Raw genomic sequence first — 26,354 nt, forward strand, 5'->3', positions numbered from 1 at the left:
CCGATCGTCCGGCGTCCACAGGGTTGACCACAGAGGTTGACACCCTACGGGCCGCCGTCTCACCATTGAAGCGAATGAACCGAACGATCGGTCGGTCGGGTGGGCGACGACCGACAAACACTGACAAGGGGCCGGAATGGTGGCAGTGACCCCGGAAACGGGCCCGGACGCGGCCCTGGGGACAGACGCGACGGACGGGACGGGCATGACGGCTGACCTGGGCGCACAGCTCGCAGCGGCGTTCGACGCCGCCGTGGCGGCGGACGAGCGCGTGGAGCCGCGCGACTGGATGCCCGAGCAGTACCGCGCCTCCCTGGTCCGGCAGATGGCGCAACACGCCCATTCCGAGATCATCGGCATGCAGCCCGAGGCCAACTGGATCACCCGGGCGCCCTCGCTGCGCCGCAAGGCCATCCTCATGGCCAAGGTCCAGGACGAGGCGGGCCACGGCCTCTACCTCTACAGCGCGGCCGAGACCCTCGGCACCAGCCGCGACGAGCTCCTCGACAAGCTCCACTCGGGGAAGCAGAAGTACTCCTCGATCTTCAACTACCCCACCCTGACCTGGGCGGACGTCGGTGCGATCGGCTGGCTCGTGGACGGCGCGGCGATCACCAACCAGGTGCCGATCTGCCGCTGCTCCTACGGCCCCTACGCCCGCGCCATGGTCCGGATCTGCAAGGAGGAGTCCTTCCACCAGCGCCAGGGCTTCGAGCTTCCTCATGGCCCTGTCCAAGGGCACCGAGGAGCAGCACGCCATGGCGCAGGACGCGGTGGACCGCTGGTGGTGGCCCTCGCTGATGATGTTCGGCCCGCCGGACGACGAGTCGGCGCACTCGGCGCAGTCGATGGCCTGGCGCATCAAGCGGCACTCGAACGACGAGCTGCGCCAGCGGTTCGTGGACATCGCCGTCCCCCAGGCCGAGGCCCTCGGCCTGACCCTGCCCGACCCCGACCTGAAGTGGAACGAGGAGCGCGGCCACCACGACTTCGGCGCCATCGACTGGGCCGAGTTCTGGGACGTGCTCAAGGGGAACGGCCCCTGCAACGAGCAGCGGATCAGCCAGCGCCGCAAGGCCCACGAGGAAGGCGCCTGGGTGCGCGACGCGGCCGCCGCGTACGCGCAGAAGCAGGCGGCACAGCAGCCGGCGAAGCCCGCCGGACAGAACGAGGAGGCACGGGTATGACGCAGAACTGGCCCCTGTGGGAGGTGTTCGTGCGCTCGCGCCGCGGCCTCTCGCACACGCACGCGGGAAGCCTGCACGCCCCCGACGCGGAGATGGCCCTGCGCAACGCCCGCGACCTCTACACCCGGCGCAACGAGGGCATCTCGATCTGGGTGGTCCCCTCCACCGCGATCACCGCCTCCTCGCCGGACGAGCGGGACCCCTTCTTCGCCCCGTCCGCCGACAAGCCGTACCGGCACCCCACCTTCTACGACATCCCGGAGGGGGTGAGCCACCTGTGACCGGCCTCGACACCAACGCCGACACCACCACCGCGGCGGCCCTCGCCCTCGGGGACGACGCGCTGATCCTCTCCCACCGCCTCGGCGAGTGGGCGGGCCACGCGCCGGTCCTGGAGGAGGAGGTCGCCCTCGCCAACATCGCCCTCGACCTGCTGGGCCAGGCCCGCATCCTGCTGTCCATGGTCGGCGACGAGGACGAGCTGGCGTTCCTGCGCGAGGAGCGGTCCTTCCGCAACCTGCAGCTGGTCGAGCAGCCCAACGGCGACTTCGCCCACACCATCGCCCGGCAGCTCTACTTCTCCGTCCACCAGCACGAGCTCTACACGGAGCTTCGCCCGGGGCGACGGCCCGTTCGCGCCGCTCGCGGCCAAGGCCGTCAAGGAGACGGCGTACCACCGCGACCACGCCGAGCAGTGGACGCTGCGGCTCGGCGACGGCACCGAGGAGAGCCGGACGCGCATGCAGGCGGCGCTGAAGGCCCTGTGGAAGTTCACCGGGGAGCTCTTCCAGCCGGTGGAGGGCCTCGACGGCGTGGACTGGGCCGCTCTCGAAGAGCGGTGGCTGGCCGCGCTGACCGACGTCGTGGACCGGGCCGGGCTCACCCTGCCCGAGGGTCCGCGCACCGGCGCCTGGGCGGCGGGGGCGGGCCGCCAGGGTCTGCACACCGAGTCCTTCGGCCGGATGCTGGCCGAGATGCAGCACTTGCACCGCAGCCACCCGGGGGCGTCATGGTGACCACCGCCGACGCCACGACGACCCGCCTGGAGGCCGAGCTGGCCGCGCTGGCGGGCTCCGTCCCGGACCCCGAGCTGCCGGTGCTCACCCTCGGCGAGCTGGGCGTGGTGCGCGGGGTGCGGATGCACGACGACGGCCACGCCGAGGTCACCCTCACCCCCACCTACACCGGCTGCCCGGCCATCGAGGCCATGTCGGCCGACATCGAGCGGATCCTGACCGACCACGGCATCCCCGCCGTGCGGGTGACCACCGTGCTGGCCCCGGCCTGGTCCACGGACGACATCAGCGCCGAGGGCCGCCGCAAACTGGCCGAGTTCGGCATCGCCCCGCCCCGGCCGCACGCGGCCGGCGGTCCCGTCCCGGTGACCCTGTCCGTCCGCTGCCCGCACTGCGGATCGACCGACACCGAGCTGCTCAGCCGCTTCTCCTCCACCGCGTGCAAGGCGCTGCGCCGCTGCACCTCCTGCCGCGAACCGTTCGACCACTTCAAGGAGCTGTAGATGGCCGCCCCCCGCCACGGCGCGTTCCACCCGCTGACGGTGGCGGAAGTCGACCGGCTCACCGACGACTCGGTGGCGCTGACCCTCCGGGTCCCCGCGGAACTCCGCGAGGACTACCGGCACGCCCCCGGTCAGCACCTGACGCTGCGCCGCACCGCGCCCGAGGGCGGCGCCGAGGTCCGCCGCACCTACTCGATCTGCTCGGCCGCCCCGGCGGCCGACGGCCCGGGTCCCGCGCACCTGCGCGTCGGGGTGCGGCTCGTCGAGGGCGGTGAGTTCTCCACGTTCGCGCACAAGGAGATCACCGCCGGCGACGTGCTGGACGTCATGGTCCCGGCCGGGCGCTTCGTGCTGGACCCCGTCGCGGCCCCGGCCTGCGGGCACTACGCCGCGATCGTCGGCGGCAGCGGGATCACGCCCGTGCTGTCGATCGCGGCGAGCCTGCTGGCCGCGCGGCCCGACGCCCGCTTCTGCCTCGTGCGCAGCGACCGCACGGCCGCTTCGACGATGTTCCTGGAGGAGGTCGCCGACCTCAAGGACCGCTATCCGTCGCGGTTCCAGCTGGTCACGGTCCTCTCACGGGAGGAGCAGGAGTCCGGGCTGCCCTCCGGCCGGCTGGACGAGGAGCGGCTGGCGGCCCTGCTGCCCGCGCTGCTGCCGGTGGCGGAGGTCACCGGCTGGTTCCTGTGCGGGCCCTACGGCCTGGTGCAGGGTGCGGAGCGGGCCCTGCACGGGCTCGGCGTCGCCCGCAGCCGGGTGCACGAGGAGATCTTCCACGTCGAGGACACCACCCCCGCGCCGGTCCGCGCGGCGGCGTCCGCGGCCGCCGCGGCCGCCCGGGTCACCGCACGTCTCGACGGCCGCTCGGGCACCTGGCCCGTGCAGGAGGGGGAGTCGCTGCTGGACGCGGTGCTCCGCAACCGCGCGGACGCGCCGTACGCCTGCAAGGGCGGCGTCTGCGGAACCTGCCGTGCCTTCGTGGTGTCCGGCGAGGTCCGGATGGACCGGAACTTCGCCCTGGAGGCCGAGGAGACGGACGCGGGCTTCGTCCTGGCCTGCCAGTCCCACCCGGTCACCGAGGAAGTGGAGATCGACTTCGACCGCTAGGGGGTGTCCCGGCTGTCCTCCCCTGTCCATTTTCAGGAACGTGTTCTATCTTGACGCACCGTCAGGTCAGAACGGGAGGACAGGCAGTGGACTTCACCTTCACCGAGGAGCAGCGGGCGGCCGTCGAGGCGGCCCGGGCCGTGTTCGCGGACGTCGCGCCCGACGGCGTGCCCAGCCCCGCCCTCACCCCGGGTGCCGTCGCCGACGACTTCGACCGCCCGCTGTGGGCCAGGCTCGCCGCGTCCGACCTGCTCGGCCTCGTCCTGGCCGAGGAGCACGGCGGCGCGGGCCTGGACACCATCGCCCTGTGCCTCGTCCTGCGCGAGGCCGCCCGGGTGCTGGCCCGGGTCCCGCTGCTGGAGCACTGCGCGACCGCCATGGCCGTCCAGGCACACGGCAGTCCCGAACTGGCCGCCGCCCTGCTGCCCGGCGCCTGCCGCGGCACGCTGGTCCTGACCGCCGCCGCGCACGGCCGCTCCGGCCACGACCCGGCCGAACTCGCCGTCACCGCACGGCTCGACGGCGACGCGTGGATCCTGGAAGGCACCCAGACCGCCGTCCCCTGGGCGCACACGGCCGACTGGATCGCCGTACCGGCCCACACCGGCCAGGGCGACGCCGTCCTCGCCCTGGTCCCGCGCACCGCGGACGGGCTCGCCCTCGCCGAGCAGGTCTCCACCAGCGGGGAACGGTTCGCCGAACTCGCCCTGGACGGCGTACGGGTGGAGCCGAGCCACCTGATCGACACCCCGGGAGCCTGGGAGCGGCTCCACCAGGTCCTCACCACCGGGACCTGCGCGCTGGCGCTCGGTCTGGGCGAGGGCGTCCTCGGCATGACGAGCCAGTACACCAGCAAGCGCGAGCAGTTCGGCTTCCCGGTGGCCACCTTCCAGGCGGTCGCCGTCCAGGCCGCCGACCGCTACATCGACCTGCGCGCCATGGAGGTCACCCTGTGGCAGGCCGCCTGGCGGCTCGACGCCGCCACGCGCGGCGCCGGCGGTCCGCTGCCCACCGCCGGTGACGTGGCGGTCGCGAAGATCTGGGCCTCGGAGGGCGTCCGCAGGGTCGTGCAGACCGCCCAGCACCTGCACGGAGGCTTCGGCGCCGACACCGACTACCCGCTGCACCGCTACCACGCCTGGGCCAAACAGCTGGAGCTCCAGCTGGGTCCGGCCGCCGCGCACGAGGAGGCCCTGGGCGACCTGCTGGCCGCCCACCCCCTCGCCTGAGCCGGCCCGAGCCGGTCCGAGCCGCCGGGCCCCGCGGGGCCCGGGGCAAGGCTTCAGAGGACGAAGGCCGGGTTTCCGTTGTCGGTCACCATCGGCCGCCCGGCACCGTCCCAGGCCTGCATCCCGCCGTCGACGTTCACGGCGTCGATGTCCTGGCGCACCAGGTACTGGGTGACCTGCGCGGAGCGCCCGCCGACCCGGCACATCACGTACACGCGGCGACCGTCCTCGACGGCCTCCGTCAGCTCGCCGAAGCGGGCCACGAAGTCGCTCATCGGGATGTGCAGAGCACCCTCGACGTGCCCGGCCGCCCATTCGTCGTCCTCACGGACGTCGAGGACAAAGCCTTCGGAGGGCACCGCGGCGGCGTCCACCGAGGGAAGCGGTCCGAAGTTCATAACTGTCGCCTTCTCTCTTCACAGGTCTGCCGCCAACCTATCCGACCCGCCGGCCCGGCCACGTCCGTAAGGGACGCCCGCAGTCACTCGGCGGCGAGCTCGGCCGCCAGCAGTGCCTCGCGCTCGGAGACTTGCGCCAGCAGCTGCTCCGCGATCTCCTCCAGCAGCCTGTCCGGGTCGTCGGGAGCCATCCGCAGCATCGACCCGATGGCGCTCTCCTCCAGCTCCTTCGCCACGAGCGCCAGCAGCTCCTTGCGGCGGGCCAGCCACTCCAGCCGGGCGTACAGCTCGTCGCTCTCGCCGGGTGCGGAAGCCTCGGGCGCCGGCCCGGCCGCCCACTCCTCGGCCAGCTCGCGCAGCAGACCCTCGTCGCCCCGCCCGTAGGCGGCGTTGACCCGCGCGATGAAGGCGTCGCGGCGCTCCCGCTCGCCCTCCTCCTGGGCCAGGTCGGGGTGGGCCTGGCGGACCAGCTCGCGATAGAGGCGGCGGACCTCCTCCGAGGGCCGGACCCGCTCCGGCGGCCGCACGGGCCGGTCGGTGAGCATCGCGGCGGCGTCGTCGGAGATGCCCTCGGATCCCAGCCAGTCGTGGAACAGCTCGTCCACCCCGGGCATCGGCATGACCAGCGAGCGGGCGTCGCGGGCCCGCCGCAGGTCCTCGGCATCCCCGGTGCGCGCCGCCTTCGCCTCGGCGATCAGCGCGTCGAGCTCGTCGAGCCGCGTGTACATGGGGCCGAGCTTCTGGTGGTGCAGGCGGGAGAAGTTCTCCACCTCCACGCGGAAGGTCTCCACCGCGATCTCGAACTCGATCAGCGCCTGTTCGGCGGCCCGTACGGCCCGCTCCAGGCGCGCCTCGGGGCGCTCCTCGCCGGTGACGGAGGAGTCGCCGGACCCACCGGGGACTGTCTGCTCAGGGTGCTCGGTCTGCTCGCTCACCCGGCCAGGGTACGGCCCGCCCGCGCGGGCGATGTTTCACGTGAAACATCGCCCGCCGCGCAGCGGCCCGTGCCACCGGGCGCCCTACACTCCGGCTTCCGCGGCGATCCGGCCGGCCCGTACCGCGGCCACCAGGTCGGCGTGGTCGGCCTCGGTCCGGTCGGCGTAGGCCACGGCGAAGGCCGCCACCGCCTCGTCCAGCTCCTCGTTCTTGCCGCAGTACCCGGCGAGCAGCCGGGGGTCGACGCTGTGCGCGTGCGCGCGGGCCAACAGGGCCCCGGTCATCCGCCCGTAGTCGTCGATCTGGTCGGGGGTCAGCGCCGCCGGATCCACGCTGCCCTTGCGGTTGCGGAACTGGCGGACCTGGTACGGCCGCCCCTCCACCGTGGTCCAGCCGAGCATGATGTCGGAGACCACCTGCATCCGCTTCTGCCCGGCCACCACCCGGCGGCCCTCGTGTTCCTCGGGAGCCGGGGTGAAGCCCAGCCCCGGCAGGTGCGGCAGCAGCACCGAGGGCCGTGCCTCCTTCACCTGCAGCACGAGCGGCTCGCCCCGGTGGTCGAGCAGCAGGACCACGTAGGAGCGGGTACCGACGCTCCCGGTGCCCACCACGCGGAAGGCCACGTCGTGGATCGCGTACCGGGCCAGCAGCGGCAGCCGGTCGCCCTGCAGGGTGTGCAGGTAGGGGCCGAGCGAGGCCGCCACCGCCGCCGCCTCCGCGTCCGTGACACGGCGCAGCACGGGCAGCGCGTCGACGAAGCGGCGGCCGCCGTCCGGCGCGATCTCGGTGGACTTGGTGGCGAACCGCGCCGAGGTGTTGTTGCGGGCCTTCTCCGAGACCCGCTCCAGGGTGCCCAGCAGATCGCGGGCGTCGGCGTGCGAGACCAGTTCCTCGTCGGCGATGGCGTTCCACGCGTCGAGCGCGGGCAGCTTGGCCAGCAGCCTCATGGTCCGCCGGTAGGCGCCCACGGCGTCGAACGCGGCCGCCCGGCAGGTGTCCTCGTCCGCTCCGGCGACCCGGCCGGCCAGCACCAGCGAGGCCGCCAGCCGCTTCACGTCCCACTCCCACGGACCGAACACGGTCTCGTCGAAGTCGTTCAGGTCGATGACGAGCCGGCCCCGCGCGTCCCCGTACAGGCCGAAGTTCGCCGCGTGTGCGTCGCCGCAGATCTGTGCGCCGACGCCGGTCACCGGACCGCCCGACAGGTCGTGCGCCATCAGCCCGGCGGCCCCGCGCAGGAACGCGAAGGGGTTGGCGGCCATCCGGCCGACCCGTATCGGCGTCAGGTCCGCCACCCGCCCGGCGTTGGACTCCTTCACCGCCCGCACCGCGTCCGGCCGCCCGGCCGGCACCGTGAAGCCTGCGTGGGCCGCCCTCGGCAGGCGGGCGCGCAGCGCTTTGCCCGCCTCCTTCGGCGAGTCCGCCGCCACGCGCGGTGCGAACCCCGCCACGTCCGGAATCCGCTGTCCCGCTGTCGCCGCCATCGGCGTCGCCCCCACCCGTTCATGTGATCGCTTCGAGAACGGGCTGACCGTATCTACAGCCCGGCGTCCCTGGCCAGCAGTGCCGCCTGAACCCGGTTCTCGCAGCCCAGCTTGGCCAGGATCCGGCTGACGTACGTCTTCACGGTCGCCTCGCTCATGTGCAGGCGCCGGCCCGCGTCCGCGTTGGACAGGCCCTCCCCGAGCAGCGCCAGGACGCCCCGTTCCCGCTCGCTCAGCTCGGCGACCCGGCGGCGGGCCTCCTCACCCCGCCCGGCGGCCCTCCCGGACGCCAGCTGGTCCACCACGTGCCGGGTGGCCCCCGGCGACAGGTAGGCGTCCCCGGCCGCGGCCGCCCGGACCGCCCCGATCAGCTCGCCCGGCGCCGAGTCCTTCAGCAGGAACCCGGCACCGCCCTGGCCCAGCGCCCGCAGCACGTTCTCCTTCTCGCCGAAGGTGGTGAGGATCAGGGCGCGCACCTCCGGCGCGGTCCGCCGCAGCTCGCCCAGCGCGGTCAGCCCGTCCATCACGGGCATCTGGATGTCGAGCAGCATCACCGCGGGGGCGTGGGAGAGGGCCAGATCCACCGCCTCCCGGCCGTTCGCCGCCTCCGCGACCACCTCGATGTCCGGCGCCGAGGTCAGGATCATCCTGATCCCGGCCCTGATCAGCGGCTCGTCGTCGGCGATCACCACTCTGATCACTTCGGCTGTCACCCCCTGCTCCTACTGCTTGACCTCGTACGCCTGCTTGTCCACGAGCTTGCCGTCCTTGAAGCAGAACCGGAAAACCAGCTCCGTGGACAGGGAGTTGCCGCTCTGGTCGTCGGCCAGCAGCACCAGGCACTGCGCGCCCTGCGGCCGCGGCGGCCCCTTCCGGTCGGCGCCCGCGGTCAGGAAGCTCTCGCCGCTCGGCAGCCGCTCGCGCACCGCCGTCTCGCTCTCGCCCACGTGCACGGCGTCGTACTCGTCCCGGCCGATCATCGAGTCGCCCGCCGAGTCCAGCAGCATCACCGCCGCGGCGACCATCACGATCACCAGCACCACCACCGCCGCGAAGGCGATCCCGCAGCCCATCGCGATGCCGCCGGTGCGGCTGGGCACCCGTACGGCCAGCTCCCGGTCGACCGCCGCCCAGTCCATCGGCTGCTGCTCTCCGCGGCGCCCGCGCGCCCGGGGCTGCGTGAGCTTCTGCGCCTGCGCCCGCTGGCCGAAGTCGTCGGCCACGTCCTGGGCGCCGGCCTGCTCCGCTCCGTACGGGAGCACCCCGGCCACCCGGAACCCGCCGCCCTCGGCGGGACCCGCGTGCACCATGCCGCCGACCAGCCGGGCGCGCTCGCGCAGCCCGGTCAGTCCCTGCCCGCCCGACACCACGTCCTCGCCGGGGCCCGTCGACGGCCCGTTGGCGATCTCCACCACCAGCGAGTCGTCCTCATAGCGCAGCTCGACCGTGATGGGCGCCCCGGGAGCGTGCTTGTAGGCGTTCGTCAGGGCCTCCTGCACGATCCTGTACGCGGCGTGGTCACAGGCCGCCACCAGCGGCCTGGGCCGCCCCGAGGTGGTCATCCGCACCTCGGTCCCGGCGCCCCGGGCCGCCTCCACCACCCCGGCGATCCCGGCCACGCCGCGCGCCGCGGGCTGGGCCTCCTCCACCGGCTGGGGCGCCTCCACGCCGTCGCGCAGGATGCCGACGACCTCGCGCAGTTCGTGCATGGCGGAGACCGAGGCCTGGCGCAGGACGCCCACGGCCTCCCGCTGACGGTCGGTGAGCTCGGGATCCACCTCCAGCGCACCGGTGTGCACGGAGATCAGCGCCAGCTGGTGGCCGAGGCTGTCGTGCATGTCCTGGGCGATGCGCTGGCGCTCGCGCAGCCGCGCCTGCCCGGCGACCATGGTCCGCTCGCGCAGCAGCTGGCCGTTGCGCTCGTGCAGCGCGGCGAGCAGGGTGCGGCGCTGCGACCAGTACCGGCTGGCCAGCCCCGGCATCACGGTGACCGCCAGGAACATCAGCGTGGAGAACACCACCACCAGCAGCGGTCGCATCAGCGACCACTGGTCCAGGACGCTGAAGGCGATCGACGCCACGAAGGCCAGCGTGAACGCTCCCAGCGCCCGGCCCACGCCGACGATCCGCCGCCCGGAGGACCAGCCCAGCAGCGGCAGGACGAAGAACAGCCCCGGCAGGGCCGTGCTCAGCGCCGAACCGGCCACGAGCGTCGTCGCCGGCAACCGCCTGCGCAGCAGCGTCAGCGCCACCACGACCACGGAGCCCAGCAGCATCCGCCGCCCGCTGCCCCCGTCGAGTTCCTCGACGCCCAGCCCGAGGATGGCCAGCACTCCGGCGAGCGCGAGGTCCCCGGCCAGCATCCGCCGCGTCCACGGTTCGGGGCCCCTGAGCCAGTCCAGGCCCGCACGTGTCTTCGCCATCACATCCACGCGCCCGACCCTAGACACCCGCGCCGGCGCCCGGCCGCCCTCTTTCGTCTCACCCGCCGCGACGAAAGTCGGACCTGGCGGGAGCAGTCGGAGCCGTGCGCGCCCCCGGGCCGGTCCCGTCGTGACCGACGCCACACCCCGCACACCGGGCGGCGTCCGCCCCCATGTCCCGCGTCACGCGCACCCGGTGGCGGGGCCACGTTGCCGGGGCAAAGCGAAACGGCCGCCACTGCTTTCGCAGTGACGACCGTCTCGTCGATGTGGGCGAGGGGGGATTTGAACCCCCACGTCCCGAAGGACACTGGCACCTGAAGCCAGCGCGTCTGCCGTTCCGCCACTCGCCCGAGCAGCGTCCCAGTGGTCTTCCCTTTCGGGCCGTTCCCCTGGCGACGTCGAAACATTAGCACGTAGAACGGGGTGGATTCACATCGCTTTCCCCGGGGGCATACGCCCTGGTGCGGACTGCCCCTCCCGCACTCCGCTCCCGGTGCGGGACACTGTTCCCGGAGCGCCCCTACGATCGCTTGTGAGGACCAACACTCGTCCTCACAGGAGCGATGGGGAACCACCCGAATCCGCCACGCGTGGATACGATCAGTAAGCAGTACAGGGCGACAACGACGGAGGAGGTGCCCCATGGGAGTTCTGAAGCGGTTCGAGCAGCGACTCGAAGGTCTGGTGAACGGCACCTTCGCCAAGGTGTTCAAGTCCGAGGTCCAGCCGGTGGAGATCGCCGGAGCCCTCCAGCGGGAGTGCGACAACAACGCCACCATCTGGAACCGCGAGCGGACCGTCGTCCCCAACGACTTCATCGTGGAACTCAGCGCCGGCGACTACGACCGCCTGAGCCCCTACTCCGGGCAGCTCGGCGACGAGCTCGCGGGCCTCGTCCGCGACTACGCCAAGCAGCAGCGGTACAGCTTCATGGGCCCCATCAAGGTCCACCTGGAGAAGGCCGAGGACCTCGACACCGGGCTCTACCGGGTCCGCAGCCGCACCCTGGCCTCCAGCACCTCCCAGCCGCAGGGGGCGCCGCCGTCCCCCGCCAGCGGCTACGGCTACCCGCCGGTGGCCGCACCTCCCATGCCCGCCGGCCCGCCCCCGGGCGGGCCCGGCGCCCGCAGGCCCGCCCCCGGCGGCCCGGGGCCCGCGGCCCCGGCGGGATCCGGCGGCCCGCGGCGGCACTGGATCGAGATCAACGGCACCCGCCACCAGATCTCGCGCGCCACGCTCGTACTCGGCCGAAGCACCGAAGCCGACGTGCGGATCGACGACCCCGGCGTATCGCGCCGGCACTGTGAGATCCGGACCGGAACGCCCTCGACGATCCAGGATCTCGGGTCCACCAACGGCATCGTGGTGGACGGGCAGCACACCACCCGCGCTACGCTCCGCGACGGCTCGCGGATCGTCGTGGGCAGCACCACCATCATTTACCGGCAAGCCGAAGGGTGAAGCGGGGGCAATGTCAGAGCTGACCCTGACGGTCATGCGGTTGGGTTTCCTGGCCGTTCTGTGGCTGTTCGTCATCGTGGCCGTCCAGGTCATCCGCAGCGACCTCTTCGGAACGAGGGTGACCCAGCGCGGCTCCTCACGCCGCGGCGGCGCCTCCGGGACCCCGCAGCAGGGCGGCCGCCAGGCCTCGCCCCCGCAGCAGCGCCAGCGCCGCGGTGCGCCGACCAAGCTCGTCGTCTCCGAGGGCATCCTCACGGGAACCACCGTGGCCCTCGCGGGACAGACGATCACCCTGGGCCGCGCCCACGACTCCACGATCGTGCTGGACGACGACTACGCGTCCAGCCGCCATGCCAGGATCTACCCCGACCGTGACGGCCAGTGGATCGTCGAGGATCTCGGGTCCACCAACGGCACGTATCTCGACCGGACCCGGCTGACCACCCCGACGCCCATTCCGCCGGGCGCACCGATCCGCATCGGCAAGACCGTCATCGAGCTGCGGAAGTAGTACGAGAATGAGCGAGCGGAGCGAGCGCGCGGCGGTGATCCGTGCCACCGAGGACACGGACACGAGCGCGCTCCCGACCGGAGGGTGGGCAGTGTGGCTCGAGACCGGTTGTACCCGGAGGAAGCTTCGTCGACAGGGCAGGTGCGCATGAGTCTGTCCCTGCGGTTCGCCGCCGGATCCCACAAGGGCATGATCCGCGAGGGGAACGAGGACTCCGGCTACGCCGGCCCGCGTCTCCTGGCGATCGCCGACGGCATGGGCGGCCAGGCCGCCGGCGAGGTCGCGAGTTCCGAGGTGATCTCCACCCTCGTGCAGCTCGACGACGACGTCCCGGGCTCCGACCTCCTCACCTCCCTCGCCACCGCCGTGCAGCGCGCCAACGACCAGCTGCGCGTCATGGTCGAGGAGGACCCCCAGCTCGAGGGCATGGGCACCACCCTCACCGCCCTGCTCTGGACCGGCCAGCGCCTCGGCCTCGTCCACGTCGGCGACTCCCGCGCCTACCTGCTCCGCGACGGCGTCCTCACGCAGATCACCCAGGACCACACCTGGGTGCAGCGCCTGGTCGACGAGGGCCGCATCACGGAGGAGGAGGCGACGACCCACCCGCAGCGCTCCCTGCTGATGCGCGCGCTGGGCAGCGGCGACATCGTCGAGCCCGACCTCTCCATCCGCGAGGTCCGCGCCGGCGACCGCTACCTGATCTGCTCCGACGGGCTCTCCGGCGTCGTCTCCCACCAGACCCTGGAGGAGACCCTCGCCGACTACCACGGCCCCCGCGAGACCGTGCAGTCCCTGATCCAGCTCGCGCTGCGCGGCGGCGGACCGGACAACATCACCTGCATCGTCGCCGACGTCCTCGACACCGACAGCGGCGACACCCTCGCCGCCCAGGTCAGCGACACCCCGGTGGTCGTCGGAGCGGTCGCGGAGAACCAGCACCAGCTCTTCGACGGCGGCAACGCCATGCAGTCCGCCGCCGGCCGCGCCGCCGGCCTCGGCCGCCAGGCCCCCCCGCCCGCAGGCTCCTTCGGCCCGCCCGGCAGCGGTGACGCCCCCGGCTACGGGTACGGCGACCAGGGCCAGGGCGGTGGCGCCTACGGCTCCTTCGGCGAGGCCGACGGCTACGACGGCGACTCCGGCTACGACGACTCGTACAACCACCCCCGCAGGCGCCGCAGCAAAGGGCGCAAGTGGACCACCCGCACACTGACCCTGCTCGTCGTCGCCGGTGTCATCGGCGGCGGCCTCTACGCCGGCTGGCGCTGGACCCAGACCCAGTTCTACGTCGGCGTGAAGGGCGAGCACGTCGCACTCTTCCGCGGCATCAGCCCGAAGCTCGGACCGCTGGAGCTCTCCAAGGTGGAGACCGACCGCCCCGACATCGAACTGAAGTACCTGCCGCCCTTCAAGCGCAAGCTGGTCGAGGCCACCATCAGCGAGGGCAGCCTCGACGGTGCCCGCAAGAAGCTGGACGACCTCGGCGTCCAGGTCTCAGCCTGCAAGAAGGACGAAGAGCGCAGAGGCGCCGAGGCGCAGAACAGCCAGACACCCGGCCCCAGCCTGACTCCCGAGGAGCAGCAGCTGGTCGGCCTGTGCGGAAAGTAGCCCGCGGGCGCAGGGGGCCTGCCACACCATGAGCGTTGTCACCAATACGACCACCATCGGCGCCATCGAGCTGCCGAGCCGGCGGAACACAGAGCTCGTGCTGCTCGCCTTCGCCGTGGTCATCCCGATCTTCGCCTACGCCAACGTGGGTCTGGCGATCCACGGCGAGCTGCCCCCCGGCATGTTCGCCTACGGGGCCGGTTTCGCCGTCCTCGCCGGCATAGCGCACTTCGTCGTGCGCCGGTACGCGAAGTACGCCGACCCGCTGCTGCTGCCGCTCGCCACCCTGCTCAACGGCCTCGGCGTCGTCCTGATCTGGCGCCTTGACCAGTCGGAGCGGCTGCAGAACCTCGCCAAGCGCAGCTTCGGCGACTTCTCGCCCTCCGCGCCCCGCCAGATGATGTACACCGCGCTGGCGATCGCCCTGTTCGCCGCCGTGCTGCTGATCCTCAAGGACCACCGCGTCCTGCAGCGGTTCACGTACATCTCCATGGCCGGCGCGCTCGTGCTGCTGATCCTGCCCGTCGTCCCGGGCCTGGGCGCCGACGTCTTCGGTGCCAAGATCTGGATCAGCGTCGGCGGCTTCTCCATCCAGCCCGGTGAGTTCGCCAAGATCGTGATCGCGATCTTCTTCGCCGGCTACCTCATGGTGAAGCGCGACGCGCTCGCGCTGGCCAGCCGCCGCTTCATGGGCCTCTACCTGCCGCGCGGCCGCGACCTCGGCCCGATCCTGATGATCTGGGCGATGAGCCTGCTGGTCCTGGTCTTCGAGAACGACCTCGGTACCTCGCTCCTCTTCTTCGGCATGTTCGTGATCATGCTGTACGTGGCCACCGAGCGCACCAGCTGGATCGTCATCGGTCTGCTGATGTCGGTCGGCGGCGCCGTCGTGGTGGCCTCCTTCGCCAGCCACGTCCAGGCCCGCGTCAACGCCTGGCTCGACCCCTTCGGCTGCTACACCACCTCGGGCGCCTGTGAGCAGGTCGGCCAGTCGATCATGAGCTTCGGCTCCGGCGGCGTCCTCGGCGCCGGATGGGGCCAGGGCAACTCCGACCTCATCGGCTTCGCCGCCAACTCCGACTTCATCTTCTCCACCGTCGGCGAAGAGCTCGGTCTCTCCGGCGTGATGGCCTTCCTGCTGGTCTACGGGCTCATCATCGAGCGGGGCGTGCGCACCGCCCTCGCCGCCCGCGACCCCTTCGGCAAGCTCTTCGCCATCGGCCTCTCCGGCGCCTTCGCGCTCCAGATCTTCGTCGTCGCCGGCGGAGTCATGGGGCTCATCCCCCTCACCGGCATGACGATGCCCTTCCTCGCGTCCGGCGGTTCCTCCGTCCTCGCGAACTGGATCCTCATCGCCGTCCTCATCCGGATCAGCGACACCGCCCGCCGCCCGGCACCGGCTCCCGCCCCGTCCCCCGACTCCGAGATGACCCAGGTGGTCCGCCCGTCATGAACAAGCCCCTGCGCCGCATCTCGCTGTTCTGCGGGCTGCTCGTCCTCGCGCTGCTGATCCGGACCAACTGGCTGCAGTACGTCCAGGCCGAGGAACTCAGCACGCGCAAGGAGAACCGACGGGTCCAGATCGCCCAGTACGCCACCGAACGCGGCAACATCATCGTCCAGGGCGAGCCGATCACCGGGTCCGCGGTGACCGACGGCAGCGACTACAAGTACAAGCGCACCTACACGAACGGGGCCCTGTGGTCCCCGGTCACCGGGTACGCCTCGCAGGCCTTCGGCGCCACCCAGCTCGAATCGCTGGAAGACGGCATCCTCACCGGCAACGACGACCGGCTGTTCTTCGACCGCACCATCGGCATGTTCACCGGCGAGAAGAAGCAGGGCGGCAACGTCGTCACCACGCTCAACCGCGCCGCGCAGCAGGCCGCCTTCGAGAAGCTCGGCACCAAGAAGGGCGCCGTCGCCGCGATCGACCCGCGCACCGGTGCCATCCTCGCGCTGGTCTCCACCCCCTCGTACGACCCGTCCACCTTCGCCGGCAACTCCAAGGCGGACGAGAAGGCCTGGGTCGAGCTGAAGGACAGCGAGGACAAGAAGCTGGTCAACCGCGCCCTGCGCGAGACCTACCCGCCCGGTTCCACCTTCAAGGTGGTCACCGCCGCGGCCGCCCTGGAGCACGGCGTGGTCCAGGGGATCGACGACCCGACGGACACCCCCGAGCCGTACATCCTCCCGGGCACCAAGACCCAGCTGCCCAACTCCCACACCGGGTGCGAGAAGGCCAGCCTCAACGAGGCGCTGCGCATCTCCTGCAACTCCGTCTTCGCGAACCTCGGTGACAAGGTCACCCGCGACAAGATGGTGGAGACGGCGGAGAAGTTCGGCTTCAACAACGACAAGATCGACACTCCGGTCCGCGCCTTCGCCAGCGTCTACGACAAGAAGATGGGCAAGGACGGCAACGCCCAGAGCGCGATCGGGCAGTTCAACACGGCAGCCACGCCGCTGCAGATGGCCATGGTCACGGCGGCGATCGCCAACGACGGCAAGCTGATGAAGCCCTACATGGTGGACAACCTCACGGCCCCCAACCTGGACATCATCGAGAAGCACGAGCCGCAGGAGATGAGCCGGCCGCTGTCCGCGGGCAACGCGCAGAAGGTCCAGCAGATGATGGTCAACGTCGTCGAGAAGGGCACCGGCGAGAAGGCCAGGATCAAGGGCGTGACGGTGGGCGGCAAGACCGGTACCGCCCAGCACGGCGAGGGCAACAAGAAGCGTCCGTACGCCTGGTTCATCTCCTACGCCGAGAACGCGGACGGGACCTCGCCGGTCGCCGTCGCCGTCGTGATCGAGGACAGCGAGGGCACCGCCCGCGACGACATCAGCGGTGGCGGTCTCGCCGCTCCGGTCGCCAAGGCGGTCATGGAAGCGGTGCTGGGAAGCCAGGGGTGAACACGGGGGTCACGGACCGGAATACGTGACGCAGGTCACTGATTCCGGCCCGGATCCGAGCGTACGGTACCGGTCCAGTATCAGCCTGTGGCCACGAACCGATCACGGACGATCGGCCGGTAGCCTTTGCGCGAACAGCACACCGCCGGACCACACACAGGTGCGGTCGGGACTGACGGAGAGGGCTGCAACGTTATGGAAGAGCCGCGTCGCCTCGGCGGCCGGTACGAGCTGAGCCACGTGCTCGGCCGCGGTGGCATGGCCGAGGTCTACCTCGCCCACGACACCCGGCTCGGCCGTACCGTCGCCGTCAAGACCCTGCGCGCCGACCTCGCCCGCGACCCGTCCTTCCAGGCCCGGTTCCGGCGCGAGGCCCAGTCGGCCGCGTCGCTGAACCACCCCGCGATCGTCGCCGTCTACGACACCGGCGAGGACTACGTCGACAACATCTCCATCCCGTACATCGTGATGGAGTACGTCGACGGCTCCACCCTGCGCGAGCTGCTGCACTCGGGCCGCAAGCTGCTGCCCGAGCGGACGCTGGAGATGTGCATCGGCATCCTCCAGGCCCTCGAGTACTCGCACCGCGCCGGCATCGTGCACCGCGACATCAAGCCCGCCAACGTGATGCTGACCCGCACCGGTCAGGTCAAGGTCATGGACTTCGGCATCGCGCGCGCCATGGGCGACTCCGGCATGACCATGACGCAGACGGCCGCCGTGATCGGCACCGCCCAGTACCTCTCCCCGGAGCAGGCCAAGGGCGAGCAGGTCGACGCGCGCTCCGACCTCTACTCCGCGGGCTGCCTGCTCTACGAGCTCCTCTGCGTGCGGCCCCCGTTCGTCGGCGATTCCCCGGTCGCCGTGGCCTACCAGCACGTACGGGAAGAGCCGCAGCCACCGTCGAACTTCGACCCCGAGATCACGCCCGAGATGGACGCCATCGTCCTCAAGGCACTGGTCAAGGACCCCGACTACCGCTACCAGTCCGCGGACGAGATGCGCGCCGACATCGAGGCCTGCCTCGACGGCCAGCCCGTCGCCGCCACCGCCGCCATGGGCGCGGCCGGCTACGGCTACCCGGACCAGGGGCACGGCTACGGCCCCCAGGGCTACGACCAGCCCACCACCGCCCTGCGCACGACCGACGCGGGCGCCCAGACGTCGATGATGCCGCCCATGCCCCCGGGCGACGGCGGCTACGGCTACGGCGACCAGGGCCACGGCGGCTACGACCAGGGCCAGAACCGCCGTCAGAACCAGAAGAAGAGCAGGGCGTCGACCGTGCTGCTCGTGGCGGCGGGCATCCTCGTCCTCGTCGGCGCGATCCTGATCGGCCGCTCCCTGTTCGGGGACACGGCCGACAACCGGCCCAACGTCCCGAAGGTCGTCGGCCAGACCTTCGAAGAGGCGAGCAAGAGGATCATCAACTCCAAGCTCCAGGTGGCCAAGGGCGCCGACGCGCCCTGCGAGGACCAGCCCAAGGGCAACGTCTGCAAGCAGGAACCTGCAGCCGACACCAAGGTCGACAAGGGCACCACGGTCACGCTGTTCGTTTCCTCGGGCGCCCCGAAGGTCTCCGTCCTCGACGTGCTCAACATGAAGTTCGAGGACGCGGAGAAGGCGCTCAAGGACAAGGGCTTCCAGGTCGAACGCAAGTCCCAGGAAGCCGACCGCACGCCGGGGACCGTCCTGGAGCAGACCCCGAAGCCGGGGACCGAGGCGGAGAAGAACAGCGTGATCACGCTGACGGTCGCCAAGGAGCAGTCCAAGTCCGAGGTCCCCGACCTCAAGGGCAAGACCAAGGACGAGGCGGAGAAGGCCCTCAAGGCCGTCAACCTCCGGCTCGGCAGCGTCACGGAGTCCGAGCAGCCGGGTGCCGCTCCGGGCACCGTGATCTCCCAGCAGATCGCGCCGGGCCAGCAGCTGGAGCAGAACAAGGCGGTGGGCATCACCATCGCCAAGGCCGCTCAGGCGACGGTCGTCCCGAACTTCGCCGGCCGGACGCTGGGCCAGTACAAGAACGACCTGCAGCGCGCCAACCTGCGGATCGGCATCGTCGCCGGCCCGTCGGACGACAACGCGCTCGTGGTGAACACCGACCCGCAGCCCGGTACCCCGGGCACCTCGGGGCAGGCCGTGAACGTGGCCACGATCGCCGGACAGCAGGACGGCGGGAACAACAACGGCGGTCTCTTCGGGGGCCTGACCGGTGGCGGCGGCCGCCGCTAGCGCCGACGCGGTACGGCACGACGCAAAGAGGTCCGGCTCCCCTCGCCCGAGGGGGGCCGGACCTCTTTGCGTACGACGCCCCTCGCGACCGCCCGTTGAGGCGGCCCGGGGCCGGGCGGCTCTGGGCGGGCGGCTGCGGCCCTCCCGGGTGCGTCCGGGGATCCTGTGACCCCTGGTCCCTCACGGCCGCTCCCAGGGCCCCTGGAGGACGCCTCGGGCCTGCCCTCAGCGCAGCTCCGCCGGGGGCGTGCGCTTCGCGTCCACCTTCTCGGTGCGGACCAGCTCGCCCCACACGATGTACCGGTACTTCGAGGTGTAGACCGGCGTGCACGTGGTGAGCGTGATGTAGCGGCCGGGGGCGGTCCTGCCGGACTCCTTGGGCACCGCGTTGATCACGTCGGTGTTGTACTTCGAGGTCTGGCGCAGCTCCGCGAAGACCTTGTAGACGTACCAGGTGTCCCGGGTCTCGAAGACGACGGCGTCGCCGTTCTTCACCTTGTCGATGTTGTGGAACTTCGCCCCGTGGCCGTCCCGGTGCGCGGCGAGCGAGAAGTTCCCCTGCTCGTCCCACGGCAGCGCCGACTTCACGGGCTCCGTGTAATAGCCGGCGACGCCGTCGTCGAGGACGTCCGGCGCCGTGCCCGCCTTGACGAGCACCTCGCCGTTCTTCATCGCCGGGACGTGCAGGAAGCCGACCCCGCCCCGGGTGTCGAGCGCCCCGGGCCCGGCCTGCCGGGGGGCCGGGTCCTGCCACTGGCGGCGGACCTCGTCGCCCCGCGCGGCGGCCTGCCGGTCGGCGAGCACGTTCGTCCACCACAGCGAATAGGCCACGAACAGGCCCAGCACCAGGCCCACCGTGATCAGGACCTCGCCCAGCAGGCTCAGGAACCCGGCGAGCACGCTGCGGCTGCCGGCGGTCGGGGCCGCGGCGCGGCGGCTGGCACGAGACACGGCTTGATTCGTCCTTAGCTGGTCAGCGCGGGCGGCGGGCCCTGGCTGCGGGGGCGTTCCTCGGTCATCCTGCCCCATACGATCATCCGGTAGGTGCTGGTGAACTCAGGGGTGCAGGTGGTCAGCGTGATGTAGCGGCCCGGAGAGGTGAACCCCGAGCCCTCCGGCACGGGTTTGATCACCCCGACGTTCGTCGGCGGCGTCTGCGCCAGCGACGAGGTCGTCTCGTACGTGTAATAGGCGTCCCGGGTCTCGACCACGACGGGGTCCCCGGGGACCAGCCGGTTGATGTAGCGGAACGGCTCCCCGTGGGTGTTGCGGTGTCCGGCCACCGCGAAGTTGCCCGGTTCGTCGGCGGGCATCGCGGTCTTCAGCGCGCCCTCGGCGTAGTGCCCGACCATGCCCTTGTCCAGCACCTTCGGCTTGCTGACGCCCTCGGCGACGGGGACCTTCACGTCGAGCTTGGGGATGTGCAGGATGGCGAAGCCCTGGCCCGGCTCGAAGGCCGTCACGGGCGGGGCGGCGGCGCCGCCGTCCGGCGCCCGCTCCCAGGTCTGCAGCAGGGAGCCGGCGGCGCCGTTCGCCGTCCGCTGGGCCAGCAGGTTCGTGTACCAGAGCTGGTAGGCGACGAACAGCAGCATCACCAGGCCCACCGTGATGAGGAGTTCCCCGCCCAGCCGGCTCGCGATGACCGCCGGGCCGCCGGACGCCGGCCGCTTGCGCCGCCGCCCGCCCCGCCTCCGGGTGTTCCTGGCGGCCCGTTTCGCGGCCTCCTGAGCTGCCCTGCGCCGCGCGGCCCGGCCCTCCGTGGGGGGCGCGGACGGCGCGACCGTCGTCACGCGACGGCCTTGCCCACCACCGGGGCCAGCCCCACCGAGCGCTCCACCGCGCCCGCGTCACCGCAGCGCACCAGCCAGTTCGCAAGCATCCGGTGGCCCCACTCGGTCAGCACCGACTCGGGGTGGAACTGCACGCCCTCGACGTCGTGCTCCCGGTGGCGCAGGCCCATGATGATCCCGTCCTCGGTCCGGGCCGTGACCTCCAGCACGTCGGGCAGGGTGCCGGGCTCCGCGGCGAGGGAGTGGTACCGGGTCGCGGTGAACGGCGAGGGCAGTCCCGCGAACACGCCCAGGCCCTCGTGCTCCACGGGCGAGGTCTTGCCGTGCAGCAGCTCGGGGGCCCGGCCCACGACGCCTCCGTAGGCGACGGCCATCGACTGCATGCCGAGGCACACGCCGAAGACGGGGACCCCGGTGTCGGCGCAGTGCCGGACCATGTCGACGCAGACGCCCGCCTCCTCCGGCGTGCCCGGCCCCGGGGAGAGCAGGACGCCGTCGAAGCCGTCCTGCGCGTGGGCGAGGGCGACCTCGTCGTTGCGCAGCACTTCGCACTCGGCCCCGAGCTGGTACAGGTACTGGACCAGGTTGAAGACGAAGCTGTCGTAGTTGTCGACCACCAGAATGCGTGCGCTCACGGAGTGGCTCCCGATCCCTCGTCCACCGTCACGTCGTTGAACGGAAGGAGGGGCTCGGCCCACGGGAAGACGTACTGGAACAGCACGAAGACCACGGCGAGGACCAGTACGAGAGAGATCAGCGCGCGGACCCACGCGTTGCCCGGCAGATGCCGCCAGATCCAGCCGTACATACCGCCTGATTCCTTTTCGTCCACATTCGTTCACCGCACCGCGGGGGCGGTACGCGAACAGACTAAAGCCAGCGGCCCGGCGGAGGGGTCACCTGAACGAAGCCCCCGGTCCGCCCTGTCCGGCGGGGCGCGTCCCGGTCAGTTCCGCCCACACCACCAGCCGGTGGCTGTGGCCCCACTCGGGGTCGCAGGTGGTCAGCGTCAGGTAGCGGCCGGGGGCGGTGAAGGGGGACTTCGGCGGGACCGGATCGACCACCGCGACGTCGGTGGGCAGGGTGCGCAGGGGCCCGCCGCGGATCGTGTACGTGTACCGGGTGGCCGCGTCCTTCAGGATCACCTCGTCCCCCGGGCGCAGCTCGGGGAAGTCCTTGAAGGGATCTCCGTAGGTGCGGCGGTGTCCGGCCACGGAGAAGTTCCCGACCGCCCCGAGCCGGGCGGTGGAGGCGTAGTGGCCGAGGCCCTTCTTCAGCAGCTCGGCATCCGTGCCCTCCAGGACGGGCCGGACCCAGTCCGGGCCGAAGCGCGGTACGTACATTTCGGCGAAGGCCCGGCCGGGGGCGTACGGCGGCTCCTCGGGGGCGGTGGCCGGGGCGGTCGGCAGGGCGGCGGCCGGCGGGGCGGCCGGCGGGGCCTCCGCCGCTGCCCAGCGGTCGCGCAGCCGGGCGATCTCACCGTCCGCGGCCCGGTCCGCCTTGACCCCGGTCCACAGCAGGACGTAGACGACGAAGAGCACGATCAGCGTGCCGGCCGTCAGGCACAGCTCGCTGAAGGTCCGTACGGCCAGGCGCAGCAGGGCGTCGGGACGGACCCGGTCACGGGGTGGTGGCCACCGGCTTCGCATAGTGGAGGTCCACTGTGCCGGAGTAGGCGGGAAGTGTCAGTGCCTTGTGCTCGTCCACTTTCCAGCCCAGGCCGTAGGCGTTCACGTACAGCTGGTAGTTCTGCAGGGCGGGGGAGGCGGCGAGGGCCTTCTTCAGCGCCGCCGGGTCGCCGACCGCGGAGATCTTGTACGGGGGCGAGTAGACGCGGCCCTGGAGGATCAGGGTGTTGCCCACGCAGCGCACGGCGCTGGTGGAGATGAGCCGCTGGTCCATGACCTGGATGCCCTCGGCGCCGCCCCGCCACAGGGCGTTCACCACGGCCTGGAGGTCCTGCTGGTGGATGACCAGGTCGTTGGGCTGCGGCTCGGGCACGTTGGGGATGCGGGCGGTCGCGTTCGGCGGGGCGTCGTTGAGCGTGACGGTCAGGCCCTTGCCGGAGAGCTCCTCGGTACCGGAGGCGGCGCGCAGGGCGGCCAGCTTCGCGTCCTCCGCCGTGGTGCTGCCGTCGTCGCGGTCGGCGAGGGCGTCCACGCGGCCGCGGGCCAGCGCGGTGCTCTCCTCCAGCGCGGCGTTGTCCTGGCTGCGTTCCTTGATCAGGTCCGAGAGCTTGAGGAGGGAGGCGTCCGTCCGGATGTTCGTACCCTTGGAGGTGTTGAAACTGGTGACGAAGAGCAGCCCGGCCAGGGCGAAGACGGCGGCCGTCAGCAACCCGATCGGCCTGGCCCGGCGACGGGGACCCGCGGAGGAGTCGTCTGAATTGCTCAACGTACCCTTCTCCTTCAACGCCACAGGTCCACTACGCTAACGGACGCCCGGGGCAGGCAAGGTCCCCAGCGCATCGACAGGAGAGCCCCTCGTGCCGAAGTCACGTATCCGCAAGAAGGACGACTACACGCCGCCGCCCACGCGGCAGCCGCAGAACATCCGGCTGACGAACCGCAGCTGGGTCGCCCCGGTCATGCTGGCGTTCTTCCTGATCGGCCTCGCGTGGATCGTCGTCTTCTACGTGACCGAGACCCAGCTGCCGGTCGAGGCCCTGGGCAACTGGAACATCGTGGTCGGCTTCGGCTTCATCGCGGCGGGATTCGGCGTTTCCACCCAGTGGAAGTAGCACCCCGCAGGCCCTGACGGAAGCTCTCCCCATGAGTTATCCACAGCGTCATCCACACCTGAGGAAAAGACAGAAGATCTGTGGATAACTCTGTGGAGAGTTGACGCCGGTGTGATCAGGTGAGTTCCGCCGTACGGAGCATGACCAGCGCTGCTGCCAGCAGGAACACCGCCGCACAGGTGCCCCACTGGACGAGTGCGCGATGCTTTCCGGCCGTCGGCGTGAGCATGCCCAGCCCCACCAGCGCGCCGGTGATCAGACCGCCGACGTGCGCCTGCCACGACACGCGCACGGCGCCGCCGAACGGCACGAAGGTCAGCACCAGCATCAGGACGACCATGATGATCACCGGCCGCATCTCGTACCGCAGCCGCCGGGCGAGCACGACCGTCGCCCCGAGCAGGCCGAAGATCGCCCCGGAGGCGCCCACGGTCGGGGCGTTCGGCGCGGTGAGGAGATAGACGAGAGCGCTCGCACCGAGGCCCGAGAGCAGGTAGACGGCGAGGTAGCGGGTCCGGCCGAGTGCCGCCTCCAGCGGACCGCCGATCACCCACAGGGCGATCATGTTGCTGATGATGTGCCACCACTCGACGTGCAGGAACACCGAGGTCAGCAGCCGGTGGTACTCGCCCGTGGACACGCCGTGGACGGGGCCGCCGAAGTACTCGACGTAGCGGCCGAGCAGCCCCAGCCGTACGACCAGGTCCGGCGCCAGCAGGCCGGCGAAGAAGACCGCGACGTTGATCCCGATGAGGATCTTGGTGACCAGCTGGGGATCCTCGGCGACCACACCGCCCGCGATGGTGCGCGCCGCGTTGGCGGCGGGACGGTGACCGGTCCCGGAGCCCTGTCGGACGCACTCGGGGCACTGGAAGCCGACCGAGGCGCTGATCATGCACTCCGGGCAGATGGGGCGCTCGCAGCGCGTGCAGGTGATCCCCGTGTCGCGGTCCGGGTGGCGGTAGCAGCCGGGCAGACGGTCGGTGTCCATCGGTCCCCTCGGTCGGCGGCGGCAGGGGGTGCGCCCCGCCGGTGCGGTACGTATCCAGTACGGACGGGCGGGGCGGAAAGGTTCCCGGGGCGGACCGGGACGGAGCGGACGGGTCGGGGCGGCTCGGCGCGCCCGGCCCGGTGCCGGGCGGTGCGGTGGAGCGGTGGAGCGGTGGAGCGGGGTACCGCTCCGGCCCGTCAGCGCTTCTCGACGACGACGGACTTGATGATCACGTCTTCGAGCGGGCGCTCGGTGCGCGAGTTGGTGGCGCCGGCGGCGATGGCGTCCACGACCTTCCGGCTCGCCGGGTCGGTGACCTCGCCGAAGATGGTGTGCTTGCGCGTCAGCCAGGCGGTGGGGGCGACGGTGATGAAGAACTGCGAGCCGTTGGTGCCCGGGCCGGCGTTGGCCATGGCGAGCAGGTACGGCTTGGTGAAGGCCAGGTCGGGGTGGAACTCGTCCGCGAACGCGTAACCGGGACCGCCGGTGCCGTTGCCGAGCGGGTCGCCGCCCTGGATCATGAAGCCGCTGATGACGCGGTGGAAGACGGTGCCGTCGTAGAGGGGGTCCGTGGTCTTCTGACCGTCCGTGGGACGGGTCCACTCGCGGGCGCCCGTGGCGAGCTCGACGAAGTTGCGGACGGTCTTCGGCGCGAAGTTCTCCAGCAGCTCGATCTCGATGTCGCCGTGGGTGGTCTTCAGGGTGGCGTAGAGCTTCTCGGCCACGGATCTGCCTTCCATAGTCATCACTGTCGGTCCAGATGGTCGCACGGAGCGCTCCGCAGCACTGAAATCCTCCACCCGTATGCCCTGTCACGCATGCCTGTCGCGGCTATGGCAGGCATGATCCGTCAAAGGGTGGAAAGGTGAACTGTGTCCGCCACCGAGGAGGAGGATCCCGTGACCGGCAAGGACAGCGCGCGCCTGGCAGCCGAGAGCGCCAGGGAGAGCGTGCGGTACGCGGCTGAAATGGTGGCGCCGTACGCGGAATCCGCCAGGGACGCTGCGGTGCACTACGCACACGAGGCCAACGAACGGCTGTCGCCGATGGTGTCCCAGGCTGCCACCGGCGCCGCGCGCCAAGCCCGGATGACCTACGACTGCCATCTGCACCCACGCCTGAAGGCGGCGCGGGCGCACGTGCCGCCACCCGTCGACCGGGCTGCGACGAAGGCGGTGCACCAGACGCGTCTGGCGGCCCGTCAGGCGGCCGACTACACACAGCCGAAGATCGAGAGCGCCCTCGCGGCCGCGACGCCCGTGGCCGAGGAGGCCGCGGCGCGGTCGACCGCGGCCCTGGCGGCGCTGCGCGGCCAGGTGACGGCGAAGGAAGTGCAGAAGCTCGTGCGCAAGCACGAGCGGGCGCAGCGCCGCGGCCGGGTCCTGAAGGGCGCCGCGCTGATCGGTCTGCTCGCGGCCGGCGCCTACGTGGCGTGGCGCTGGTGGGACCAGCAGTCGAACCCCGACTGGCTCGTGGAACCGCCGGCGGCCACCGAGTTGTCGGACCGCGACGCCGCTCCGGCGAACTTCGACGACGAGCTGGCGGAGAAGGAGCGCGAGGCCGGTTCTCCGGGACCGGAGGCCGGCTCCGGCCTCTAGGCCCTGTCGTCAAAGTTGCACCTGGCCCGCGGCGCCCGGCACCGCACCTCGCCGCGTTGTCGGGGCGCCCACGTACGTCCAGTACTCGGGCGCCCCTCCGCCTTGCGATGCACGGCACCGGACACCGCGGGCCTGACCGGCGCCACTTTGACGACAGGACCCAGGCGCCTTCCCTCCGGGCACGTTGGGACGCGGTGGGGCCCGGACCCCTGAGGGGTCCG

At 71.6% G+C, this 26,354-nt stretch carries 24 protein-coding genes, 1 tRNA gene and 3 pseudogenes; 14 read left to right on the forward strand and 14 right to left on the reverse strand.

Annotation, left to right across the window (positions count from 1 at the left end; translation table 11 throughout):
- The first annotated feature begins 205 nt into the window (after positions 1 to 205).
- The 6 genes and pseudogenes from paaA to AC2RP6_RS20125 all read left to right on the forward strand — a co-directional run bounded on the left by paaA (position 206) and on the right by AC2RP6_RS20125 (position 5,042).
- Positions 206 to 1,187: pseudogene (gene paaA, locus AC2RP6_RS20100) on the forward strand (1,2-phenylacetyl-CoA epoxidase subunit PaaA).
- Positions 1,184 to 1,468: a 1,2-phenylacetyl-CoA epoxidase subunit PaaB gene (paaB, locus tag AC2RP6_RS20105; protein ID WP_030026914.1), complete on the forward strand. Its 285-nt coding sequence runs from the start codon at positions 1,184 to 1,186 to the stop codon at positions 1,466 to 1,468. Before paaA ends, paaB begins: the two are co-directional and overlap by 4 nt.
- Positions 1,465 to 2,203 (forward strand): annotated as a pseudogene (gene paaC, locus AC2RP6_RS20110) (1,2-phenylacetyl-CoA epoxidase subunit PaaC). The gene paaB and the pseudogene paaC overlap by 4 nt, the downstream one beginning before the upstream one ends.
- Entirely contained in the window at positions 2,197 to 2,706 is a 510-nt protein-coding gene (gene paaD / locus AC2RP6_RS20115; RefSeq protein WP_486447450.1) for a 1,2-phenylacetyl-CoA epoxidase subunit PaaD, read from the forward strand. The pseudogene paaC and the gene paaD overlap by 7 nt, the downstream one beginning before the upstream one ends.
- Positions 2,707 to 3,813 (forward strand): 1,2-phenylacetyl-CoA epoxidase subunit PaaE, encoded by a 1,107-nt coding sequence (paaE, locus tag AC2RP6_RS20120; protein ID WP_486447451.1) that lies wholly within the window; start codon positions 2,707 to 2,709, stop codon positions 3,811 to 3,813.
- A gap of 86 nt (positions 3,814 to 3,899) precedes the next feature.
- Positions 3,900 to 5,042, forward strand: a complete 1,143-nt coding sequence (locus tag AC2RP6_RS20125) for an acyl-CoA dehydrogenase family protein (protein ID WP_486447452.1) — start codon at positions 3,900 to 3,902, stop codon at positions 5,040 to 5,042.
- 53 nt (positions 5,043 to 5,095) lie between these two features.
- Here AC2RP6_RS20125 and AC2RP6_RS20130 read toward each other — a convergent pair whose 3' ends face one another.
- From AC2RP6_RS20130 to AC2RP6_RS20155, 6 genes are all read right to left on the reverse strand, one after another.
- Positions 5,096 to 5,440 (reverse strand): rhodanese-like domain-containing protein, encoded by a 345-nt coding sequence (locus AC2RP6_RS20130; protein ID WP_078094686.1) that lies wholly within the window; start codon positions 5,438 to 5,440, stop codon positions 5,096 to 5,098.
- A gap of 83 nt (positions 5,441 to 5,523) precedes the next feature.
- Positions 5,524 to 6,285, reverse strand: a complete 762-nt coding sequence (locus tag AC2RP6_RS20135; protein ID WP_486450388.1) for a hypothetical protein — start codon at positions 6,283 to 6,285, stop codon at positions 5,524 to 5,526.
- Positions 6,286 to 6,459: 174 nt separating this feature from the next.
- Positions 6,460 to 7,860 carry a DUF2252 domain-containing protein gene (locus AC2RP6_RS20140; RefSeq protein ID WP_486447453.1) on the reverse strand — a complete coding sequence of 467 codons (1,401 nt, stop codon included), beginning with the start codon at positions 7,858 to 7,860 and terminating at the stop codon, positions 6,460 to 6,462.
- A gap of 53 nt (positions 7,861 to 7,913) precedes the next feature.
- Positions 7,914 to 8,573 (reverse strand): response regulator, encoded by a 660-nt coding sequence (locus AC2RP6_RS20145; RefSeq protein WP_486447454.1) that lies wholly within the window; start codon positions 8,571 to 8,573, stop codon positions 7,914 to 7,916.
- Between the two features lie 9 nt (positions 8,574 to 8,582).
- Positions 8,583 to 10,283 carry a sensor histidine kinase gene (locus AC2RP6_RS20150; RefSeq protein WP_486447455.1) on the reverse strand — a complete coding sequence of 567 codons (1,701 nt, stop codon included), beginning with the start codon at positions 10,281 to 10,283 and terminating at the stop codon, positions 8,583 to 8,585.
- 270 nt (positions 10,284 to 10,553) lie between these two features.
- Positions 10,554 to 10,636 (reverse strand) — tRNA-Leu (locus AC2RP6_RS20155).
- Positions 10,637 to 10,928: 292 nt separating this feature from the next.
- On the opposite strand from AC2RP6_RS20155, the gene AC2RP6_RS20160 reads away from it, so the two are divergent.
- The 6 genes from AC2RP6_RS20160 (at position 10,929) to pknB (ending at position 19,014) form a co-directional block, all read left to right on the forward strand.
- Positions 10,929 to 11,747, forward strand: coding sequence for an FHA domain-containing protein (locus AC2RP6_RS20160; RefSeq protein ID WP_486447456.1), 819 nt, complete (start codon positions 10,929 to 10,931; stop codon positions 11,745 to 11,747).
- 10 nt (positions 11,748 to 11,757) lie between these two features.
- Complete coding sequence (locus AC2RP6_RS20165; RefSeq protein ID WP_486447457.1) at positions 11,758 to 12,258, forward strand: FHA domain-containing protein FhaB/FipA; 501 nt, start codon at positions 11,758 to 11,760, stop codon at positions 12,256 to 12,258.
- A gap of 93 nt (positions 12,259 to 12,351) precedes the next feature.
- Positions 12,352 to 13,866 carry a PP2C family protein-serine/threonine phosphatase gene (locus tag AC2RP6_RS20170; protein ID WP_486447458.1) on the forward strand — a complete coding sequence of 505 codons (1,515 nt, stop codon included), beginning with the start codon at positions 12,352 to 12,354 and terminating at the stop codon, positions 13,864 to 13,866.
- Positions 13,867 to 13,894: 28 nt separating this feature from the next.
- Positions 13,895 to 15,319 carry an FtsW/RodA/SpoVE family cell cycle protein gene (locus AC2RP6_RS20175; RefSeq protein WP_486447459.1) on the forward strand — a complete coding sequence of 475 codons (1,425 nt, stop codon included), beginning with the start codon at positions 13,895 to 13,897 and terminating at the stop codon, positions 15,317 to 15,319.
- The gene (locus AC2RP6_RS20180; RefSeq protein ID WP_486447460.1) at positions 15,316 to 16,782 is read left to right on the forward strand and encodes a peptidoglycan D,D-transpeptidase FtsI family protein; all 1,467 of its coding nucleotides are present in this window, start codon (positions 15,316 to 15,318) and stop codon (positions 16,780 to 16,782) included. Before AC2RP6_RS20175 ends, AC2RP6_RS20180 begins: the two co-directional genes overlap by 4 nt.
- Before the next feature lie 195 nt (positions 16,783 to 16,977).
- A complete protein-coding gene (pknB, locus tag AC2RP6_RS20185) occupies positions 16,978 to 19,014 on the forward strand; it encodes a Stk1 family PASTA domain-containing Ser/Thr kinase (protein WP_486447461.1) in 2,037 nt (678 codons plus the stop codon).
- Positions 19,015 to 19,239: 225 nt separating this feature from the next.
- On the opposite strand, the gene AC2RP6_RS20190 is transcribed toward pknB, so the two are convergent.
- The 6 genes and pseudogenes from AC2RP6_RS20190 to AC2RP6_RS20215 all read right to left on the reverse strand — a co-directional run bounded on the left by AC2RP6_RS20190 (position 19,240) and on the right by AC2RP6_RS20215 (position 23,198).
- Entirely contained in the window at positions 19,240 to 19,965 is a 726-nt protein-coding gene (locus AC2RP6_RS20190) for a class E sortase (protein ID WP_486447462.1), read from the reverse strand.
- Positions 19,966 to 19,979: 14 nt separating this feature from the next.
- Positions 19,980 to 20,819 (reverse strand): annotated as a pseudogene (locus tag AC2RP6_RS20195) (class E sortase); the annotation flags it as partial.
- The gene (locus tag AC2RP6_RS20200; protein ID WP_451671153.1) at positions 20,801 to 21,439 is read right to left on the reverse strand and encodes an aminodeoxychorismate/anthranilate synthase component II; all 639 of its coding nucleotides are present in this window, start codon (positions 21,437 to 21,439) and stop codon (positions 20,801 to 20,803) included. The pseudogene AC2RP6_RS20195 and the gene AC2RP6_RS20200, both read right to left, overlap by 19 nt.
- Complete coding sequence (locus AC2RP6_RS20205) at positions 21,436 to 21,612, reverse strand: hypothetical protein (protein ID WP_030011120.1); 177 nt, start codon at positions 21,610 to 21,612, stop codon at positions 21,436 to 21,438. Before AC2RP6_RS20205 ends, AC2RP6_RS20200 begins: the two co-directional genes overlap by 4 nt.
- 88 nt (positions 21,613 to 21,700) lie before the next feature.
- Positions 21,701 to 22,453, reverse strand: a complete 753-nt coding sequence (locus AC2RP6_RS20210; protein ID WP_486447463.1) for a class E sortase — start codon at positions 22,451 to 22,453, stop codon at positions 21,701 to 21,703.
- Positions 22,425 to 23,198 (reverse strand): DUF881 domain-containing protein, encoded by a 774-nt coding sequence (locus tag AC2RP6_RS20215; protein WP_486447464.1) that lies wholly within the window; start codon positions 23,196 to 23,198, stop codon positions 22,425 to 22,427. The genes AC2RP6_RS20210 and AC2RP6_RS20215 overlap by 29 nt, the downstream gene beginning before the upstream one ends.
- A 91-nt stretch (positions 23,199 to 23,289) precedes the next feature.
- Between AC2RP6_RS20215 and crgA the strand changes: the two genes are divergently transcribed.
- Entirely contained in the window at positions 23,290 to 23,544 is a 255-nt protein-coding gene (gene crgA / locus AC2RP6_RS20220; protein WP_030956751.1) for a cell division protein CrgA, read from the forward strand.
- Between the two features lie 115 nt (positions 23,545 to 23,659).
- Here crgA and AC2RP6_RS20225 read toward each other — a convergent pair whose 3' ends face one another.
- Both AC2RP6_RS20225 and AC2RP6_RS20230 read right to left on the reverse strand, forming a co-directional pair.
- Positions 23,660 to 24,535 (reverse strand): rhomboid family intramembrane serine protease, encoded by an 876-nt coding sequence (locus AC2RP6_RS20225; RefSeq protein WP_486447465.1) that lies wholly within the window; start codon positions 24,533 to 24,535, stop codon positions 23,660 to 23,662.
- Between the two features lie 197 nt (positions 24,536 to 24,732).
- Positions 24,733 to 25,260: a peptidylprolyl isomerase gene (locus AC2RP6_RS20230; RefSeq protein WP_403221653.1), complete on the reverse strand. Its 528-nt coding sequence runs from the start codon at positions 25,258 to 25,260 to the stop codon at positions 24,733 to 24,735.
- Positions 25,261 to 25,407: 147 nt separating this feature from the next.
- On the opposite strand from AC2RP6_RS20230, the gene AC2RP6_RS20235 reads away from it, so the two are divergent.
- Positions 25,408 to 26,133, forward strand: a complete 726-nt coding sequence (locus tag AC2RP6_RS20235; protein WP_486447466.1) for a DUF5324 family protein — start codon at positions 25,408 to 25,410, stop codon at positions 26,131 to 26,133.
- Positions 26,134 to 26,354: the final 221 nt, after the last annotated feature.

The sequence above is a fragment of the Streptomyces sp. WAC03905 genome (assembly GCF_057371075.1).

Excerpts from the sequence above, each read along its gene's own strand:
- paaB (WP_030026914.1), top strand. The coding sequence starts at position 1,184 with ATGACGCAGAACTGGCCCCTGTGGGAGGTGTTCGTGCGCTCGCGCCGC.
- paaD (WP_486447450.1), top strand. The coding sequence starts at position 2,197 with ATGGTGACCACCGCCGACGCCACGACGACCCGCCTGGAGGCCGAGCTG.
- paaE (WP_486447451.1), top strand. The coding sequence starts at position 2,707 with ATGGCCGCCCCCCGCCACGGCGCGTTCCACCCGCTGACGGTGGCGGAA.
- AC2RP6_RS20130 (WP_078094686.1), bottom strand. The coding sequence starts at position 5,440 with ATGAACTTCGGACCGCTTCCCTCGGTGGACGCCGCCGCGGTGCCCTCC.
- AC2RP6_RS20140 (WP_486447453.1), bottom strand. The coding sequence starts at position 7,860 with ATGGCGGCGACAGCGGGACAGCGGATTCCGGACGTGGCGGGGTTCGCA.
- AC2RP6_RS20150 (WP_486447455.1), bottom strand. The coding sequence starts at position 10,283 with ATGGCGAAGACACGTGCGGGCCTGGACTGGCTCAGGGGCCCCGAACCG.
- AC2RP6_RS20160 (WP_486447456.1), top strand. The coding sequence starts at position 10,929 with ATGGGAGTTCTGAAGCGGTTCGAGCAGCGACTCGAAGGTCTGGTGAAC.
- AC2RP6_RS20165 (WP_486447457.1), top strand. The coding sequence starts at position 11,758 with ATGTCAGAGCTGACCCTGACGGTCATGCGGTTGGGTTTCCTGGCCGTT.
- AC2RP6_RS20175 (WP_486447459.1), top strand. The coding sequence starts at position 13,895 with ATGAGCGTTGTCACCAATACGACCACCATCGGCGCCATCGAGCTGCCG.
- AC2RP6_RS20180 (WP_486447460.1), top strand. The coding sequence starts at position 15,316 with ATGAACAAGCCCCTGCGCCGCATCTCGCTGTTCTGCGGGCTGCTCGTC.
- pknB (WP_486447461.1), top strand. The coding sequence starts at position 16,978 with ATGGAAGAGCCGCGTCGCCTCGGCGGCCGGTACGAGCTGAGCCACGTG.
- AC2RP6_RS20205 (WP_030011120.1), bottom strand. The coding sequence starts at position 21,612 with ATGTACGGCTGGATCTGGCGGCATCTGCCGGGCAACGCGTGGGTCCGC.
- AC2RP6_RS20210 (WP_486447463.1), bottom strand. The coding sequence starts at position 22,453 with ATGCGAAGCCGGTGGCCACCACCCCGTGACCGGGTCCGTCCCGACGCC.
- AC2RP6_RS20225 (WP_486447465.1), bottom strand. The coding sequence starts at position 24,535 with ATGGACACCGACCGTCTGCCCGGCTGCTACCGCCACCCGGACCGCGAC.